This window comes from Actinoplanes sp. NBRC 103695 (genome assembly GCF_030269485.1).
GTDB lineage: Bacteria > Actinomycetota > Actinomycetes > Mycobacteriales > Micromonosporaceae > Actinoplanes.
Genome location: NZ_BSTL01000005.1, coordinates 117975 through 135598, shown reverse-complemented (window position 1 = coordinate 135598; position 17624 = coordinate 117975). Strand labels below are relative to the sequence as shown.

15 protein-coding genes and 1 pseudogene are annotated in these 17624 nt (G+C 70.5%); 5 read left to right on the top strand and 11 right to left on the bottom strand.

Annotated elements, in window-relative coordinates:
- Nucleotides 1-7 precede the first annotated feature (7 nt).
- Nucleotides 8-1975 (bottom strand): annotated as a pseudogene (locus QSK31_RS09535) (MMPL family transporter); the annotation flags it as partial.
- Nucleotides 1976-2047: 72 nt separating this feature from the next.
- On the opposite strand from QSK31_RS09535, the gene QSK31_RS09530 reads away from it, so the two are divergent.
- Nucleotides 2048-3640 carry a phytoene desaturase family protein gene (locus tag QSK31_RS09530; protein WP_285682877.1) on the top strand — a complete coding sequence of 531 codons (1593 nt, stop codon included), beginning with the start codon at nt 2048-2050 and terminating at the stop codon, nt 3638-3640.
- Between the two features lie 7 nt (nt 3641-3647).
- On the opposite strand, the gene QSK31_RS09525 is transcribed toward QSK31_RS09530, so the two are convergent.
- Nucleotides 3648-5201 carry a Rieske 2Fe-2S domain-containing protein gene (locus QSK31_RS09525; RefSeq protein WP_285682875.1) on the bottom strand — a complete coding sequence of 518 codons (1554 nt, stop codon included), beginning with the start codon at nt 5199-5201 and terminating at the stop codon, nt 3648-3650.
- Nucleotides 5202-5331: 130 nt separating this feature from the next.
- Between QSK31_RS09525 and QSK31_RS09520 the strand changes: the two genes are divergently transcribed.
- Nucleotides 5332-5559 carry a DUF2631 domain-containing protein gene (locus tag QSK31_RS09520; protein ID WP_285682874.1) on the top strand — a complete coding sequence of 76 codons (228 nt, stop codon included), beginning with the start codon at nt 5332-5334 and terminating at the stop codon, nt 5557-5559.
- Between the two features lie 66 nt (nt 5560-5625).
- Here the strand turns inward: QSK31_RS09520 and QSK31_RS09515 are convergent, their stop codons facing one another.
- The 8 genes from QSK31_RS09515 to QSK31_RS09480 all read right to left on the bottom strand — a co-directional run bounded on the left by QSK31_RS09515 (nt 5626) and on the right by QSK31_RS09480 (nt 13186).
- Complete coding sequence (locus tag QSK31_RS09515; protein WP_285682872.1) at nt 5626-6639, bottom strand: DivIVA domain-containing protein; 1014 nt, start codon at nt 6637-6639, stop codon at nt 5626-5628.
- A gap of 37 nt (nt 6640-6676) precedes the next feature.
- Nucleotides 6677-7855 (bottom strand): dual-specificity RNA methyltransferase RlmN, encoded by a 1179-nt coding sequence (rlmN, locus tag QSK31_RS09510; RefSeq protein WP_285682871.1) that lies wholly within the window; start codon nt 7853-7855, stop codon nt 6677-6679.
- Nucleotides 7856-7899: 44 nt separating this feature from the next.
- Nucleotides 7900-8961 (bottom strand): phosphatidate cytidylyltransferase, encoded by a 1062-nt coding sequence (locus QSK31_RS09505; RefSeq protein ID WP_285682870.1) that lies wholly within the window; start codon nt 8959-8961, stop codon nt 7900-7902.
- On the bottom strand, nt 8961-9518 hold the full coding sequence (frr, locus tag QSK31_RS09500; protein ID WP_285682869.1) for a ribosome recycling factor: 558 nt from the start codon (nt 9516-9518) through the stop codon (nt 8961-8963). The genes QSK31_RS09505 and frr overlap by 1 nt, the downstream gene beginning before the upstream one ends.
- A gap of 36 nt (nt 9519-9554) precedes the next feature.
- Nucleotides 9555-10322, bottom strand: a complete 768-nt coding sequence (gene pyrH / locus QSK31_RS09495) for a UMP kinase (RefSeq protein ID WP_285683311.1) — start codon at nt 10320-10322, stop codon at nt 9555-9557.
- 114 nt (nt 10323-10436) lie between these two features.
- On the bottom strand, nt 10437-11267 hold the full coding sequence (gene tsf / locus QSK31_RS09490) for a translation elongation factor Ts (RefSeq protein ID WP_285682867.1): 831 nt from the start codon (nt 11265-11267) through the stop codon (nt 10437-10439).
- Nucleotides 11268-11297: 30 nt separating this feature from the next.
- Nucleotides 11298-12266 carry a 30S ribosomal protein S2 gene (rpsB, locus tag QSK31_RS09485; protein WP_285682866.1) on the bottom strand — a complete coding sequence of 323 codons (969 nt, stop codon included), beginning with the start codon at nt 12264-12266 and terminating at the stop codon, nt 11298-11300.
- Nucleotides 12267-12490: 224 nt separating this feature from the next.
- Nucleotides 12491-13186: a hypothetical protein gene (locus tag QSK31_RS09480; protein ID WP_285682865.1), complete on the bottom strand. Its 696-nt coding sequence runs from the start codon at nt 13184-13186 to the stop codon at nt 12491-12493.
- A gap of 144 nt (nt 13187-13330) precedes the next feature.
- Between QSK31_RS09480 and QSK31_RS09475 the strand changes: the two genes are divergently transcribed.
- Genes QSK31_RS09475 through dprA form a run of 3 tightly spaced genes read left to right on the top strand, consistent with a single transcriptional unit; the run spans nt 13331 to nt 16537 of the window.
- Nucleotides 13331-13690, top strand: a complete 360-nt coding sequence (locus QSK31_RS09475) for a YraN family protein (protein ID WP_285682864.1) — start codon at nt 13331-13333, stop codon at nt 13688-13690.
- A gap of 1 nt (nt 13691) precedes the next feature.
- A complete protein-coding gene (locus tag QSK31_RS09470) occupies nt 13692-15272 on the top strand; it encodes a YifB family Mg chelatase-like AAA ATPase (protein WP_285682863.1) in 1581 nt (526 codons plus the stop codon).
- 2 nt (nt 15273-15274) lie between these two features.
- On the top strand, nt 15275-16537 hold the full coding sequence (dprA, locus tag QSK31_RS09465) for a DNA-processing protein DprA (RefSeq protein ID WP_502872932.1): 1263 nt from the start codon (nt 15275-15277) through the stop codon (nt 16535-16537).
- 16 nt (nt 16538-16553) lie between these two features.
- Here dprA and QSK31_RS09460 read toward each other — a convergent pair whose 3' ends face one another.
- A complete protein-coding gene (locus tag QSK31_RS09460; protein WP_285683309.1) occupies nt 16554-16739 on the bottom strand; it encodes an AlpA family phage regulatory protein in 186 nt (61 codons plus the stop codon).
- Between the last annotated feature and the right edge of the window lie 885 nt (nt 16740-17624).

Genomic DNA, 17624 nt, shown 5'->3' with positions numbered 1-17624 from the left:
CCCGGACCAGCGTCGCGTCCACCACGATCGCCACGATCATGCCCACGCCGATGATCTTGACGATCGAGACGCCGCCGGTGGCGAAGCCGCTCACCACCACGATGAGCAGCAGCGCCGCTGCGGTGATGATCGGCCCGGTGTGCTGCAGGCCGGTCGCGACCGCGGTGGTGTTGTCGCCGGTCCGGTCCCACTCCTCGCGCACCCGGGAGAGCAGGAACACCTCGTAGTCGGTGGCCAGGCCGAACAGCACGGCCAGCACCAGGATCATGTTGCTCGGCTCGATGAAACCGGTGGACTCGAAGCGCAGCAGGCCCTCCAGCCGGCCGTCCTGGAAGATCCACACCACCACGCCGAAGGACGCGCCGATCGAGACCAGGTTCATCAGCACCGCCTTGATCGGCAGCAGCACCGACCCGAAGGCGAGGAACAGCAGCACGATGGTGGCCACCGCCATGATCAGCGCCATGTACGGCAGCCGCTCGGCGAGACTCTCCAGCAGGTCCTGGTCGATCGCCGCGCGCCCGCCGACGAGCGCGTCCGGTGCCAGGCCGCGGATCTCGCGAACCACCTCACGAGCCGCGTCCGAGCTCGGGTCGTCGGAGGTCGTGACGGTGACCAGGGACTTGTCGGTGGCCTGGGCGTCGGTCACGCCGCGCAGGCCGGCGATGCGCCCGGCCAGTGCCTCGGCGTTGCCCGCCGGGGCGTACACATCGATGGGGGTGATGTCACCGCCCGGGAAGTCGTCGCGCAGCGTGTCGACCACGATCCGCGCGGGGGTGTCGACCGGCATCACGCGAGCGTCGAAACCGCCGAACTCCACCCTGGTGAACGGCAGCGCGAACACCACCAGCAGGGCGAGCACGCCGAGTAGGTATGGCACCGGCCGGCGCATCACGCTGCGTGCCAGGCGGGCCCATCCGGCGCCGGGCGGACCGGCGTTGCGGCGGCGCGGCAGTGGGATGCGCAGCCGGTCGATGCGGTGCCCGAGCATGGCCAGCGCCGCGGGCAGCACGGTGAGCGCGGCCAGCATGGCGATCAGCACGGCGGCCATGCCGCCGATCGCCATGCCGCCCAGGAAGGGCTGGGGGAAGATCAGCAGCGACGACAGCGCCAGCACGATGGTCAGACCCGAGACCAGGACGGTACGCCCTGCCGTGGCGACCGTGATCCGGATCGCCTCCGGCACGTCCCGCCCGCTCGCCAGTTCCTCACGGAAGCGGCTGACCACGAACAGCGAGTAGTCCACCGCCATGCCCAGCCCGAGCAGCGTGATGATGTTGATCGCGAAGACGCTGATGTCGGTCAGATAGGTGAGCCCGCGGACGGCCACGAACGCGCCGAGGATCGCGAGCCCGCCGATGATCAGCGGGGACAGGGCCGCCACCACGCCCCGGAAGATCAGAATGAGCAGCAGGAGCAGCACCGGCAGCGAGAACAGCTCGGCCCGGGTGATGTCCTTCTCGCTCTGCTCGTTGGCCTGCTGGTTGAACGCCACCTCGCCGCCCACGTCGGTGCGCAGTCCGGCCGCCTCCAGATGCGGCTCGATCGCCTCGTACCCGGCCAGTTTGGCGTCGGCGTCGTCACCGGCCAGCCAGATCGGTGCGTAGGTCGCCCGGCCGTCGTTGCTGATCAGGCCCGGTGCCCGCCCGTCGAGGTAGCTCGAGACGTTCGCCACCTCGGGCCGCTCCCGGATGCCGGCGACCGCGGCGCTGATCGCCGCGCGTACCGAAGCGTCTTGAACTGTCTTGTTCTGGCTGGACCAGAGCACGATCAGGTCCGGGTCGGGCCGGTGCAGGCGCTCGGCGATCGCCTCGGCGGCCTGGTTGGACTCCGAGTCCGGGTCGTCGTAGCCTCCGCCGGTGAGCGCGTCGAAGACACCGAAACCCCAGGTGGCGCCGACGGCGATGAGGGCGAGAGCGGCGAGGATCACCCATTTCCGTACGCGGACGACGGTGCGTCCCCACCACCCGAACATGCCGTCAACCTACTGGACGTCCGTTATCCACAGCCTCGAACGTGAGCCGGATTTCAGCGCTAGGGTCCAGCCATGACGTCTCTTCCACAGCGTGCCGACGTGGTCATCATCGGGTCGGGCCACAACGGTCTGGTGTCGGCGATCCTGCTCGCCCGCGCCGGTTTGGACGTGGTGGTGCTGGAGGCAGCCGACGTGCTGGGCGGCGCCACCCGCACCGAGCACCCGTTCCCCCGGGTGCCCGGCCTGGGCCAGTCCACCGGGTCCTATCTGCTCGGCCTGATGCCGCCGGAGCTGCTGCGGATCCTCGACGTGGACATCCCGGTGCTGCGCCGCGACCCGCACTACTTCCTGCCGACGCCCGGCCCGGCCGGTTCGCCCTACCTGCTGTTCGGCAGCGACCGTGCGGCCACCCGCGCGCAGATGGAGCGGTTCTTCTCGCCGCGCGACGTGGCCGCCGACGAGGCGATGGCGGTCGAGGTGGCGGCGCTGCGCGCCGACCTGGCTCCGGCCTGGCTGCGGGAGCCGGGCTCGGTCGAGCAGATCGCCGACCGGTACATCCGCCCGTCGCTGCAGAGCACGTTCATCGACCTGGTGCGTGGGTCGGTCGCCGACTACCTCGCACGCTTCGGTTTCAAGTCCGAGCTTCTGATGAGCATGTACGCGGTGACCGACGGCATCTCCGGCCTGAACGCGGGACCGGACGACCCCGGCACCGGCCACAACTTCCTGGCGCACAACATGTGCCGGCTGCCCGGTGCGGACGGCACCTGGATGATCGCGGCCGGCGGCATGGGCACGGTGTCACGCACCTTCGCCGACGCGGCACGGGCATCAGGAGCCAAGATCTTCACCGGTACGCCGGTGAGCGCGGTGACCGTGGACGGCGGCGCGGCGAGCGGCGTGGTCCTGGCCGACGGCTCGTCCGTGGCAGCGACCGTCGTGCTGGGCGCCTGTGACCCGTTCCGGCTGCTGTCTCTCGTGCCCGAGGGCGCGCTGCCGGCATCGCTGACCGAGCACATGGCGGCCGTGCGGAAGCCGGGCACCACCATGAAGGTCAACCTGGCTCTGCGCGACCTGCCGGTCTTCTCCTGCCTCCCGGCGGACGCGCCGTCGCCGTTCGGCTCGACCATCCACCTGCTGCCCGGCTCGGCCGCGCTCTCCGGCCAGGACGCGGAGTCCCCGATGGCCGCGCTGCGGGCGATGTGGGCCGACGTGCAGGCCGGGCGGCTGCCCGAGGAGCCGACCATCGAGTGGTACCTGCACACCACGGTCGACCCGAGCCTGCGGGACGCCGACGGCCACCACTCGTCGGCGCTGTTCGTGCAGTCGGTGCCCTACGAGCTCGCGGGCACCACGTGGGACGAGGCGTTGCCCGGCTACGTCGAGAAACTGCTGGCCGTCTGCGACAAGTACGCGCCCGGCACCAGCGACCTGGTCGCCGACACGATGCCGCTCACCCCGCCCGGCATCGAGCGGCACTTCGGCATCACCGGCGGCCACATCCACCACGTCGACAACACGGTCGCCTTCGACCAGCGAATGCCTTACGCGACCGGCCTCGACGGCCTCTACGCGGGCTCGGCCGGCACCCATCCGGCAGGCAGCGTCATCGGCGCCGGCGGCCACAACGCCGCCATGCGCATCCTCAAGGACCTGGGGCGCTAGGTCGTGTCTAGTCCCGCTTCTCGGCGCGGATCTTGTGGCCGACGCTCGTGAGGCAGCGGCCGCTGGGCAGGTCGAATTTCCAGCCGTGGAGCTGGCAGGTCAGGGTGTTGCCGTCGAGGACGCCGAAGCGCGACAGATCCGCCTTCAGGTGAGGGCAGCGGCGTTGCACGTTCCAGTCGCCGATCTCGGTGTCCTCGGCGTCGACCGAGCGCTCGTGCTCGTCGTACCAGCCCTCGGCGTACTGCAGGCGCTCCTCGGACAGGCACTTGAAGAACGAGTAGACGAACTCGTTGTACTGCCCGATCCGGGCCGCGGAGAAGCGGCAGGACAGGAAGAGTGAGTTGACCCAGTCACCCTCGTCGATGTGGATCAGGTGCTCGATCAGGGCGCGGCCGGTCTTGAAGCGGTAGCGGACCTTCTCGTCCGCGTACGGCCTGACCTGCTTGCCGGGGAAGTCCACGACGATCGACTCGAGGACCTCGCCGCCGGGGCCGAACGAGTCGGTCAGGTCGAAGCGGACCGGGCCGCCGACGCCGTTGGCCATGAACAGCGACTCCTCGAGCAGCGGCTCGATGCGCTTCTTCAGCTCGCCCAGCACGTCGATCTCGGGGTGCCGCCAGGACGCCTTCTCCGCCTCGATGACCGGCCGCTTGCGTTCGCGCATCTCCTCGAGGTGCACGGCCTTGTTCGCGAAGAACTCGTCGACGTCGGTCGGGTGCGTGGTCTCGCAGGTGTCCTGCGTGAGCGAGGAGACGCTGCCGGGCAGGAGGACGACGCCGTTGGTGCCGCCGACCTTCGCGTACTCCGACATGAACACCGACTGGTCCGGGAAGATGTTGCCCTCGTCGCCGTGGATGTCGTTGAACTGCCACAGGTCGTCGTCGAGGAAGCACGGCGGGCCGGCGATCGGGAAGACGTACGACGCCTTGAGGTCGTCGATGTAGCGCCAGGTCCGGTCGAACTGCCGGTCGCGTTTCTGCTTGCCGAACGCCGTCTTCGCGTTCTGCGGCAGCTCGTAGACCATCGGGTACCAGATCGCGCCGGAGAACTGCAGCAGGTGCGCGTGCACGTGGCCCAGCTCGGCGAACGTGGTCAGGTCGGCCGGGCGGGCGTCGTTCTGGTTGAGCACCCGGATGCCGTCGTGCTCCACCCACAGCGCCGAGTCGCCGATCGGGCCGTCGGTCGGGCTGATCAGCGCCTGGATCATCACCTTCAGTCCACCGTCGAGCTCGTGCACCTGGTTCGACTTCGTCTTCAGGAAGCTGGTGAAGCCCAGGTCACGCAGCTCGTCCTCGAGCTGGCTGGTCGGGTACTCCGGCAGCAGCACCGTCGCCTTCTTGCTGATGTGCCGCTTCAGGTTCTGCGCGTCGAAGTGGTCCCGGTGCAGGTGCGACACGTACAGGTAGTCGACGTCACCCAGCGTGTCCCAGTCGAGCAGGGAGTTGTCCGGAAAGGGGAACCACGAGGCGAAGAACGCCGGGTTGACCCACGGATCGCACAGAATGCTGCCCGCGGCCGTGTCGATCCGCATGCTCGCGTGCCCAGTGCCCGTGATCCGCACCGTTGCTCTCCCTCGCTCCGGGTGTCCCAACGGCATCGAAGGTACCGGGTCCGGGTTGGTGGGCTGCGCGCGGAGCCGCCGTGCGAAAATGACCGGGAGAAACGCTTCCCCGCCGCAGGAGGACCGAGTCGTGGCAGAAGAGCCGGTTTACGCTCCCGATCAGCTCAAGCCGGGCAACCGCAAATGGGCTCGGCGCGGCGCGCTGGGCTCGGCCGTGATCATCCTGATGTATTTCTGGGGCAACCACGAGGGCAACACCGAGAACATCTTCCTCGTCCTCACCGCGCTGGCCCTGGTCGGCGCGGTGATCGCCGACGCCGTTCTGCGCCGTAACGGCCTCAAGGCCAACGACCAGTAAGACGAAGAAGGGGCCCTTGAGGGGCCCCTTCTTACGCAGTCACATCACCGGCCTTACGCGGTCACATCACCGGCGCCGGAGCAGGATGTCTTTCACCTCGCGCAGCGCGGCGTCGACCTCGGCCTCGAAGTAGCCGCCCGGAACCAGCCCGAACTGCAGCGTGTCGAGCTCGTTCTCGGGGACCGGCATCGGGCCGCGCCCGGACATCGCCTGCAGGATGCTCTCGAAAAGCCGATCCACCTGCATGGGGTCGTACCCGCTGCCGAACCGCCGCGGCTGGAACGTCCGCCGCAACTGGTCCACCCGGTAGAGCTCGCCGTTCGGGCCACCGCCACCCATGCCGGGGCCGCCACCCATCGGGGGGCCGCTCATCGGGGAGGGCGGGCCGCTCATCGGCGCCGGCGGGCCACTCATCGGGGCCGGGCCGCCGTAGCCGCCACGGTCGCGCTCCGGCATCCGGATCTCGGCGGTCATGTCCGCCTTGCCGTGCCGGCCCGGCTCGAACGCCTCGTACTGGCCGGTGTCGTAGCCGCCCGGTGCGGGGCCGGGGCCGGGACCGCCGGGGCCCATCTGGCCGCGCTGGCCGCCGTACGAAGGCTCGTCGTAGCCGCCACGGCCGTAGGCCGGGTCGTAGCTCGGATCCGGCGCCGGGGGCGGCGGCAACTGCTGCTGCTGGCGCTGCGGCATCTGCGGGGGCATCTGGATGCGCTCGGTGGGCGGGGCGCCTCGGCTCATCCCGGCGCCCATCGACGGGCCCATCCGGTCGACCGGCATGCCACCGCCACCGCCACGCATCGGCTCGGGCGCCATGCGCGGGTCGGGTGAGCGCCCGCCGCCGCGCTCCTCGAACTCGGCGAGCTGCCGCTCCACCCGGTCCAGGTGCAGGTCGACCTGCCACTCGTCGTATCCGCCGAAGCGCACCCGGAAGACGACGTCGTGCACCTCCTGAGCGCCGACCGGCGGTCCGACCTGCTCGCCGGCCAGGGTCGCCTCCACCCGGTCGAGGAAGCTGTCGACCTCATCCACCTTGTAGCCGCGCCGCAGCGCGCGCCGACGGAAACGCTGCCCCTGACTCGTCACAACGTCTCCCAATCCTGCTGCTGGGTACTCGGCCCAGTCACTGTGCCACCTCCGCGTCGGCGGTGAGGCCCCCAGCGCCCTCCGCCGTCACCTCGCCCGCGGCCAGCTGGCCGCAGGCGCCGTCGATCTCGCGGCCCCGGGTGTCCCGGACCGTCGTCGCCACACCGGCCGCCCGGAGCCGGGCGACGAACTCCCGTTCGACCGGCTTCGGGCTGGCATCCCACTTGCTGCCCGGAGTCGGGTTCAGCGGGATGAGATTCACATGGGCCAGCTTGCCGCGCAGCAGCCTGCCAAGCAGGTCGGCGCGCCAGGGCTGATCGTTTACGTCCCTGATCAGGGCGTACTCGATGGAGATCCGGCGTCCCGTCTGCGCCGCGTAGTCGAACGCGGCTCCGAGCACCTCGGCCACCTTCCAACGCTGGTTGACGGGCACTAGCTCATCGCGCAGATCATCATCGGGGGCGTGCAGTGAGAGTGCAAGGGTCACCTGAAGCTCTTCCGCAATCAACCGGCGCATTGCGGGCACCAGCCCCACGGTCGACACGGTGATGTGCCGCTGCGACAGCCCGAGGCCCTCCGGCGCCGGCGCGGTGAGCCGGCGAACCGCCTCGAGCACCCGCGGATAGTTGGCCAGCGGCTCGCCCATGCCCATGAAGACGACCCGGGACAACCGCGGCGGTGAGCCGGTGACCGCACCCGACGCGGCCACCCCGGCGAGATAGACGACCTGGTCGACGATCTCGGCGATGGAGAGGTTGCGGGTCAGGCCGGCCTGGCCGGTGGCACAGAACGGGCACGCCATGCCGCAGCCGGCCTGGCTGGAGACACAGGCGGTGATCCTGTCGGGGTAGCCCATCAGCACGCTCTCCACGAGCGCGTTGTCGTGCAGCCGCCACAGGGTCTTGCGGGTGGCGCCGTCGTCGCAGGCCAGCTCGCGCACCGGGGTGAGCAGGGTGGGCAGCAGGTCGCTGGTCAGCCGTTCCCGCGAGGCGGCGGGCAGGTCGGTCATCGCGCCGGCGTCACGGACCAGCCGGCCGAAGTAGTGGGTGGAGATCTGCTTGGCACGGAAGGCCGGCTCGCCGAGACCTTTGACGGCGGCCTGACGGCCGGCCAGATCGAGATCGGCCAGGTGGCGTGGGGGCATGCTGGCTCGACGGCGCGTACGCACAGCGTCCGGCGAGTCGGGACTGGTCGGGATGACCGGAAGAGTCGTCATGGCGCTTCCAGTCTCCCACGCTCGGGCATGTCGTCACTCATCGCTTACCCCGGCGGCGCGATCAGCGTCAGCAGCACATACGCCGTGGGCACCGCGAACAGGATCGAGTCCAGCCGATCCATCAGGCCGCCGTGGCCGGGCAGGAGCTGGCTCATGTCCTTGATACCGAGGTCCCGCTTGAGCATCGACTCGGCCAGATCGCCGACCACCGCGACGACCGCGATCACCGCGCCGAACAGCAGGCCCCACCAGACTTCCGCGTCGAGCAGGAAGTAGAGCAGCAGGCCGCTGCCCAGCGCCGCCGCGGTCACCGAGCCGCCGAAGCCCTCCCAGGACTTCTTCGGGCTGATCGCCGGGGCCATCGGGTGCTTGCCGAGGAAGACGCCGGCCGCGTACCCGCCGGTGTCGGAGAGGATCACCGCGATCAGCACGCACAGCACCCGCCACGGCCCGTCGTCCTCGGGCTGCACCAGCAGCACGGCGAAGCTGATCAGGAACGGCACGTACACCGCGATCAGCAGGCTGGCGCGGAAGTCGACGCGGAACTGTCTCGGCCGGTCGGCCAGCCGCCACACGATCGCGGCGAGCACGGTGATCACCAGGCCGAAGACGACCGCGTCCTCACCGGCGAACCAGGCCAGGCCGGTCATCAGCAGGCCGCCGCCGATCAGCGGGACCATCGGCGGCTCGGCACCGGTGACCCGCAGGGCGCGGACCATCTCCCAGATGCCGACGGTGGCCGCCGCGGCGATCACGGCGAGGAACGCGGGCCGCCAGATCACCAGCGAAGCCAGCACGGTGAGGCCGAGACCGGTGCCGACGGCGAGGGCGGCGGGCAGGTTGCGCCCGGCCCGGCCGGAGGTCTTGGGGTTGGCCCGGCGCTTGCCCTTGCCGCCACGCGGTCCGGCGGTCAACTCGTACTCGGCCTCCGAGGTCGAGGTCGCGGCGGTCGGCGCGTCCCAGGCCGGGGCGACAGGTGCCGGCCCGACCGGTGCCGGCTCCTCCGCGGCGGGCGCCCAGTAGGCGGCGTAAGCCCCCGGCCCGTCCGGGGAGGACGGGCCATCGCCTGGGTTGGGCGTTCCGCCACGGGGATCGAGGTACGACATCAGACCTCGAGCAGTTCTGATTCCTTGTGCTTCACCAGATCGTCGACGACGGCCACGTACTTGTGGGTGACGTCGTCGAGCTCCTTCTCCGCGCGGCGGCCGTCGTCCTCGCCGGCCTCGCCGTCCTTGACCAGACGGTCCAGCTGCTCCTTGGCCTTGCGGCGGACGTTACGGATGGCGACCCGGCCTTCCTCCGCCTTGCCGCGGGCGACCTTGATCATCTCGCGGCGGCGTTCCTCGGTCATCTGCGGCAGGTGGATGCGCAGCTGGGTGCCCTCGTTGTTGGGGTTCACCCCGAGGTCGGAATCGCGGATGGCGCGCTCGATCGGGCCGAGCTGCGACTGGTCGTACGGCTTGACGATGACCATGCGCGGCTCCGGCACACCGACCGACGCCATCTGGGTGACCGGGGTCGGAGCGCCGTAGTAGTCGACGACGATCTTCGAGAACATCGCCGGTGTGGCGCGTCCCGTCCGGATCGCGGCGAACTCCTCCTTGGCGTGCTCGACCGCGCTCTCCATCTTCTCCTCGGCCTCGAAGAGGGTCTCCTCGATCACCGCCGTCGCCTCCTTGGCTCGTTGCTGCTCAGTTGCTCAGTGGTCCTGCTGCTCGGCGGTGATCAAGGTACCGATCTTCTCGCCGCTGACCGCGCGGACGATCGTGTCGTCGCCCTGGGCGCCGAAGACGAGCATCGGCAGGTCGTTCTCCTGGCACAGGCTGAAGGCGGCCTGGTCGGCCACCCGGAGACCCTGCTGGATGACCCCGGCGAAGGTGATCGTCTCGATCTTGCGCGCGGTCGGGTCGGTACGCGGGTCGGCGGTGTACACGCCGTCGACGCCGTTCTTGCTCATCAGCACCAGATCGGCGTGGATCTCCAGCGCGCGCTGCGCGGTGACCGTGTCGGTGGAGAAGTACGGCATGCCGGCGCCCGCACCGAAGATGACCACGCGGCCCTTCTCCAGGTGCCGGATGGCGCGCAACGGAATGTACGGCTCGGCGACCTGGGCCATCGTGATCGCGGTCTGCACCCGCGTCTCGATGCCTTCCTTCTCCAGGAAGTCCTGCAGCGCGAGACAGTTCATCACCGTGCCGAGCATGCCCATGTAGTCGGCCCGGGACCTGTCCATGCCGCGTTTCTGCAGCTCGGCGCCCCGGAAGAAGTTGCCACCACCCATCACGACCGCGACCTGAACGCCGCGCCTGATCACGGTGGCGATCTGCCGGGCGATGCCCTGCACGACGTCCGGATCGACGCCGACCTGGCCGCCGCCGAAGACCTCGCCGGACATCTTCAGCACGACCCGGCGCGGGCGCACGGGCGGCGCTGGATCGTCGATCCGAACGGCCTGCTCGGTCACCATCGTCATCAGATCCGCCTTCCCCAACCGGCTACTGCAGAGACCCTATGTGACGAGGAGGCCGGGCGCAGAATCGCGTGCCCGACCTCCCTGTCCGTTCGGAGCTTTGTGGTGCTCTTACTCCTGGCCGACCTCGAAGCGGACGAACCGGGTGATCTCGATCCCGGCCTCCTTGGCGACCGCGGCCACCGTCTTCTTGTTGTCCGTCACCGACGGCTGCTCGAGCAGGACGAAGTCCTTGAAGAAGGAGTTCACCCGGCCCTCGATGATCTTGGGCAGTGCCTGCTCGGGCTTGCCTTCCTCGCGAGCGGTCTGCTCGGCGATCCGGCGCTCCGACTCCACCGTCTCGGCGGGGACCGCGTCGCGGTTCAGGAACTTCGGCCGCATCGCGGCGATCTGCATCCCGATGCCGCGAGCGTCCGCGTCGGCGGCCTCGTCGTCCTTGCCCGAGTACTCGACCAGGACGCCCACCTGCGGCGGCAGGTCCTGCGCCTTGCGGTGCAGGTAGACGGCGGCGTTGCCCTCCACCTCGGCGAACCGGTTGAGCACGATCTTCTCGCCGATCTTGGCCGAGAAGTCCTGGATCGCGTCGGCGACCGTACGGCCGTCCGGCAGCGTCGTGGTGCTCAGCGCGGCCGCGTCGGCGACCTTGTTCGCCGCGCCCAGCTCGACGAGCTGCTGACCCAGGGCGACGAAGTCCTCGGTCTTGGCGACGAAGTCGGTCTCGCAGTTGAGCTCGAGAAGCGCCTTGCCGGAGTGCGCCACGATGCCGTTCGCGGCGGTCCGGCCGGCCCGCTTGCCGACGTCCTTGGCGCCCTTGACGCGCAGGAACTCGACGGCCGCGTCGAAGTCACCGTCCGACTCGACGAGCGCCTTCTTGCAGTCCATCATCCCGGCGCCGGTGAGGTCGCGGAGCTTCTTCACATCCGCGGCGGTGTAGTTAGCCATGACTCGCTCTCTAGATTGTCGGCTCTGGGATTACTCGGCGGCCTTCGCGGCGGCGACCGGCTCGGCCTCGGCGGCGGGGGCGGCAGCCTCCGCGACAGGGGCGGCCTCCGCGGCCGGAGCAGCCTCAGCAGCCTCGGCAGCCGGAGCGGCCTCAGCGGCCGGAGCGGCCTCGGCAGCCGGAGCGGCCTCGGTGTCGGCGGCCTTCTTCTCAGCGCCCTCGTAGAGGTCGCGCTCCCACTCCGGCAGCGGCTCGCCGGCGGCGACGGCGCCCGGCTCGGGCTTGACGTCGGCGTCACCGCGGTTGCGGCCGGAGCGGGCGATCAGACCGTCCGCGACGGCGGTGGCGATCACCCGGGTGAGCAGCTCGGCCGAACGGATCGCGTCGTCGTTGCCCGGGATCGGGAAGTCGACCTCGTCCGGGTCGCAGTTGGTGTCGAGCACGGCGATCACCGGGATGCCCAGCTTGCGGGCCTCGTCGACGGCGATGTGCTCCTTCTTGGTGTCGACCACCCAGATCGCGGACGGCACCTTGGTCATGTCCCGCAGGCCACCCAGCGTCTTGGTGAGCTTGGTCTTCTCACGGAAGAGCTGCAGGGTCTCCTTCTTGGTGTACCCGGGGGCGGTGCCGGTCAGGTCACCCAGGCCCTCGAGCTCCTTCATCCGCTGCAGGCGCTTGTAGACCGTCTGGAAGTTGGTCAGCATGCCGCCCAGCCAGCGGTGGTTCACGTACGGCTGGCCCACGCGCGTCGCCTGCTCGGCGATGGCCTCCTGGGCCTGCTTCTTGGTGCCGACGAAGAGGATGTGGCCACCCTCGGCGACGGTGCCCCGCACGTACGCGTACGCCTTCTCGATGTAGTCGAGGGTCTGGCGCAGGTCGATGATGTAGATACCGTTGCGCTCGGTGAAGATGAAGCGCTTCATCTTCGGGTTCCAGCGCCGGGTCTGGTGCCCGAAGTGGACACCGCTTTCCAGCAGCTGACGCATGGACACGACGGCCATGGTGGATTGCTCCCTATATTTCCCTGGTTGTCACGCTCACCGGCGGTGGGCGTCCTGGCGCCCGGTCGTCGGCCGCAGGAGGACCCGATGAACTCGAGACCAGGGAGGGCCGCCGCTGCGTCACATCACCGGCGGGAAGTCGGTGAGTGGCGTGCAGAGGGCGCGCGAGGTCGACCGCACGAGGCGGTCGCCGAAACCCAGCATACGCCCTCGGAGCCGGCCGCCTATGCCGCCCCTAGTCCGGCGGCGATCAGCACCAGCAGGCCGATCGGGAGATACACGTGCGGCGGGCGCAACCAGGTCTCACGGGTGGGCGGGGCGCCGCCGGCCAGCGCGTACAGGCCGCCGCCGGTGAGCGGAAGACCCAGGGTGAGCAGCACCGCCGGGATCACACCCCGGGCCAGCATCGGACCGTCGCCGAAGGTGGCATTGATCAGCAGCATGATCGTCGGGATCATCAGGACGGCGGTGACGGCCACCACCAGGATGGCGGAAACCGGACGACGGGTACGGAACATCCGGGTGCCGGGGCGCGACTCCGTCTGGTACCGGTTCATCGGCGGCACCACGCTGGTCGCCTCTTCGTAGGGCGCCATGCCCCGCTGCGGGCTGCCGTAGGCGCCCGCGGGCGGTGCGTCGGCCAGGGACGTGCCACCCGGCGGCCGGACGGCGGGATACTCGGGACCGCGTACCGGAGCACGGGTCTGCCCCTGACCTGACCCCTCGGGCACGGGCAGCGCGTGGCTCCCGGTCGACGCCGGATCGGCGACCGGGTAGGGCGAGGGCGGGCCGTCCAGCCGGAAAGCGCCGCTCGGCCGGTCGTGCACGCCCGAGTCGTACGGATTGCCGGAAGGGACCGAACTCTGCCCCGTGTACCAACTGGGCGCCGGCTCATCGGCGTAGCGGCGGTTTCCGTCCACGAGATGGGAACATAGGGGACCGCGCCCGGCGACGCCACAGCTGACCGGTTATCACATCGGGCCGATCACTGAGCGGTTGTCCACAGTAGCTCTCTGTCCACAGCCCTCGCCCGATCCGAGTCCCGCCACACCACCGTTGCCGCCATGACAAAGGTGCGAAAAGCGGTCGGAGAGTACGGCGAACGCGTCGCGGAGCGGTATCTGACCGCCGCCGGGCTGGTCGTCCTCGACCGCAACTGGCGATGCTCCGACGGCGAGGTCGACCTCATCCTGCAGGACGGCCCCGACGTCGTGTTCTGCGAGGTCAAGACCCGGCGCGGCGACGCCTTCGGCAGCCCGGCCGAGGCCATCCGGACGGCGAAGGTGCGCCGGCTGCGCAAACTGGCCGTCCGGTGGCTCGTCGAAACCGGGCAGCACCCGCGCGAACTGCGCTTCGACGTCGTCGAGGTGCTCATGCACCACCGCGACGGGGTCCTCGTCGAGCACATCCGGGCGGCGTTCTGACATGGGGTACGCACGCGTGCTCTGCGCCGGCCTGGTCGGTATGCGGGGCCGGATCGTCGAGGTCGAGGCCGACCTGGCGTCCGGGCTGCCCGCCGTGGTGCTGACCGGGCTGCCGGACAAAGGGCTGAACGAGGCCCGCGAGCGGGTCCGGGCCGCCGTGGTCAACTCCGGGCATACGTGGCCGCAGCGGCGGATCACGGTCAACCTTCAGCCGGCCACGATGCCCAAGCACGGGTCCGGCTTCGATCTGGCCATCGCCTGCGCCCTGCTCACCGCCGCGGGTGATCTGCCGGCCGCTCCGCTCGACGGGGTGGTGCTACTCGGTGAACTCGGCCTGGACGGCGGCGCCCGCTCCGTACGCGGCGTCCTGCCGATGGTCGCCGCGGCCGTCGGACACGGGCTGGCCCGCGTCGTCGTCCCGATGGCCAACGCGCGCGAAGCCATGGCGGTGCCCGGCGTGGACGTGCGCGCGGTCGACACCCTCGCGCGACTGATCTCGTTCCTGCGCGGCGAGACACAGCTGCTCGACCTGCCGGATCTTCCCGAACCGCCACCCTCCGCCCCCGGACCGGACCTCGCGGACATCACCGGACAGCAGCTCGGCAAGTACGCGATCGAGGTGGCGGCGGCCGGCGGGCACCATGTCGCGTTCTTCGGTCCACCCGGGGCGGGCAAGACGATGCTCGCCGAAAGGCTGCCGTGGATCCTGCCGGAGCTGGACGACGAGGCAGCGCTGGAGGTGACCGCGATCCAGTCGGTCGCCGGGGTGCTGCCGGCGAACTCGCCACTGACCAGACGCGCGCCGTACCAGTCGCCGCACCACACCGCGAGCACGCCATCCCTGGTCGGAGGCGGCGTAGGCGTCGCCAAGCCGGGGGCGCTGTCCTTGGCGCATCGCGGCGTGCTCTTCCTGGACGAAGCCGGCGAGATCGCCACCACGACGCTTCAAGCGCTGCGGCAGCCGCTGGAGAGCGGGCGGGTGGTGATCGCCCGGGCCAAGGAGACGACCGAGTTCCCGGCGCGCGTCCAACTGGTCATCGCGGCCAATCCCTGCCCGTGCGCCCAGCCCGCCGGTGACCAGGCCTGCATCTGCCCGCCCGCGGTCCGCCGGCGATACCTGGCCCGCCTCTCCGGTCCGCTGCTGGATCGCATCGACATCCAGATCAGCCTGCCCGCACTGAGCGCGGCTCAGCTGATGACCGCCGAGGAGCCGACCGAGTCATCGGTGATCGTCGCCGAACGGGTCGTCAAGGCCCGCGCCGCGGCGGCCGCTCGATGGTCGGCGGACGGCTGGCGGACCAACTCGGAGGTGCCGGGACCGCAGCTGCGCCGCAAGCCGTGGCGCCTGCCGAACACCGACACCAGAGCTCTGCGCGTCGGCCTCGACCAGGGCCGGCTCTCGGTCCGCGGCGTGGACCGCGTGCTGCGCCTGGCATGGACCATCGCCGACCTGGACGGCGGGCAGCGCCCCGACCGGGGACACGTGGACGAGGCGGCGCAGCTGCGGATGGGCGACCAGGCGGCGTCCGCGGCAGTCCGGTCGAAGCCGGCCGCCAAGGCTTCGACGCGGGAGGGGCTGTGATCGTGGCGGCGGCGGACCGGGCTGCGGACGTGGCGGCGCGGGTGGCGCTGACCTGGCTCGCCGAGCCTGGCAACCGGGCGATCTGGACGATGGTTCAGCAGATCGGGGCACCCGCCACGATGGACGTGCTGCTCGCCGGCCAGGCTCAGGAACCCGGCCTGCGCCGGGGTGTCGCGTCCCGGACGGCGAAAGGCGACGCGCGCCGGCTGGCCGAGGCGGCGCTGCGCCATGCGGATCGGCTCGGGGCGCGCATCGTGATCCCGTCCGACGACGAGTGGCCGGGGCGGGTGGATGCGCTCGCCACGCTGGAACTGAACAAGGCCGGGCGGGTGCATCGCGACATCCGGCCGCCGCTGTGCCTGTGGGTGCGCGGCGCGCTGCCGTTGGGCGAGACCTTGGAGCGGTCGGTCGCGGTGGTCGGCGCGAGGGCGGCCACCGGGTACGGCACCCACGTCGCGACCGATCTCGCGTACGGGCTGGCCGAGCATGACTGGACGGTGGTGTCGGGCGGGGCGTTCGGCATCGACGCGGCGGCGCATCGGGCCGCCCTGGCGGCCGGCGGCCGTACGGTGGCGGTCCTGGCCTGTGGGGTTGATCGGCCTTATCCGTCGGGGAACGCGTCCCTGTTCGAACGGATCGCCGAGACCGGGCTGCTGATCAGCGAATGGCCGCCGGGCTCGGAGCCGCTGCGCCACCGTTTCCTGATCCGCAACCGGGTGATCGCCGCCGCCACGCAGGGCACGGTCATGGTCGAGGCGGCCGCCCGCAGCGGCGCCGTGCAGACCATGGGACGGGTGCTGGAACTGCACCGCAAGGCGATGGTGGTGCCCGGCCCCACGACGTCGGCAATGTCGGTCGGCTGCCACGAGCTGATCCGCGTGAACCCGGCGGTCCGGCTCGTCGCGGGTCTCCCCCACGTCCTGGAGGAGATCGGGAAGATCGGCGACTACGAGGCCGACCGGCCACGCGGCCCGGAACACCAGCGCGACCAGCTCGACGAGGAAGCGGCCATCCTGCTGGAGGCGATCCCGCGGCGCGGGCGTGCCGACCCGGCCGAGCTGGCCGCCAAGGCGGGACTGGGCCTGCGCACGGTTCTGCGCCGGCTCAGCCTGCTGGAAACCCTCGGCCTGGTGAACCGCCACTCAGACGGCGCTGTCGGACTGCGCCTCTCGGCCATCCGCACGCCGTCAACGCACATCAACCGCGACCGTCCGACGTCGACAGAGGCGGGCGCGTCAGAGGGACAGGAGGATGTCCATGACTGAGTCGCCCGCGCACCGGTCAGTCGTCCGGATCGTCGATGTCGCGGCGATGGACCTTCATCCACGCCTCGACATCCTCGGTCAGCCAGACCTTGCCCTGGGCGAGATCGGCGACGGGCTTGGGGAAGTCGGCGCGGCTCGTGATCTGGTAAGCCCGCTGGCGACTGACCCCACCCAGGCGGATGCGGATCTCGTGCGCACCCATCAGTCGGATCTGCTTCGCTGCCACGAGATCACCGTAGGCGCGAGACTATTAGTCCTTTGCCAACTTCACAGGAGACAGCTAGTCGCCCGTCAACTAGGGTAGTCTCATGAACACCAGGCGCGAGACCATCTCGCCGGTGCCCTGGGCACCACTGCACCGCCGCAGCTGGCGCACTCTATGGCGTCGCTGTTCCTGCGGCCTGCCCGAGCCATGCGTGGATCGGGCCCTCACAGCACCGACGGCGGCCTTCGAGGTGATCACGCCGGGCGATGCCCCGGTGGCGGTCCCTCACCACCCACCCCGAGAACGGCCGGCCACCCAACCCTGTCCACATCCCAACCTCACCCGACCACTCCGACCCCCGGCCCCGGCCCCGGCCCCGGCTCCGGCTCCGGCTCCGGACGACCGGACCACCCGGCTCCAGGCAGACCCCCGCGACCGTACGGCCCGGCTTCGCGCGGAACCATCACCCGGTGAACCCTTTGCCCGCACGCGCGATCGCCCCACCGGCCACAGTCGACCAAGGCCGCGAGACACACGCCCCGACGAGGACGGGCATCGAGCAGGCCGTGCCGGCAACCTGACACCGGCGCAGGCCAACAGGTCACACCAGACACGCCAAGCCCACCAGACACACCAGGCCCGCCGAGCACATCCCCCGGCCAGCAACTGGTGAGGGAACCGCAGCGGATCGAACACCTGTGGGCGCGTCCCGCCTGGGACTGCCGCACCTGCGAACGGCCCTGGCCGTGCCCACAAGCGAAGGAGGCCCTCCTCGAGGAGTTCAGATATTTCCCGTCGGTCCTCAGCATCTACCTGTTCGGCCAGCTGACGGACGCTGTCGACGACATGACGGCTCACGGCCAGACACTCCCGCCCGACCTC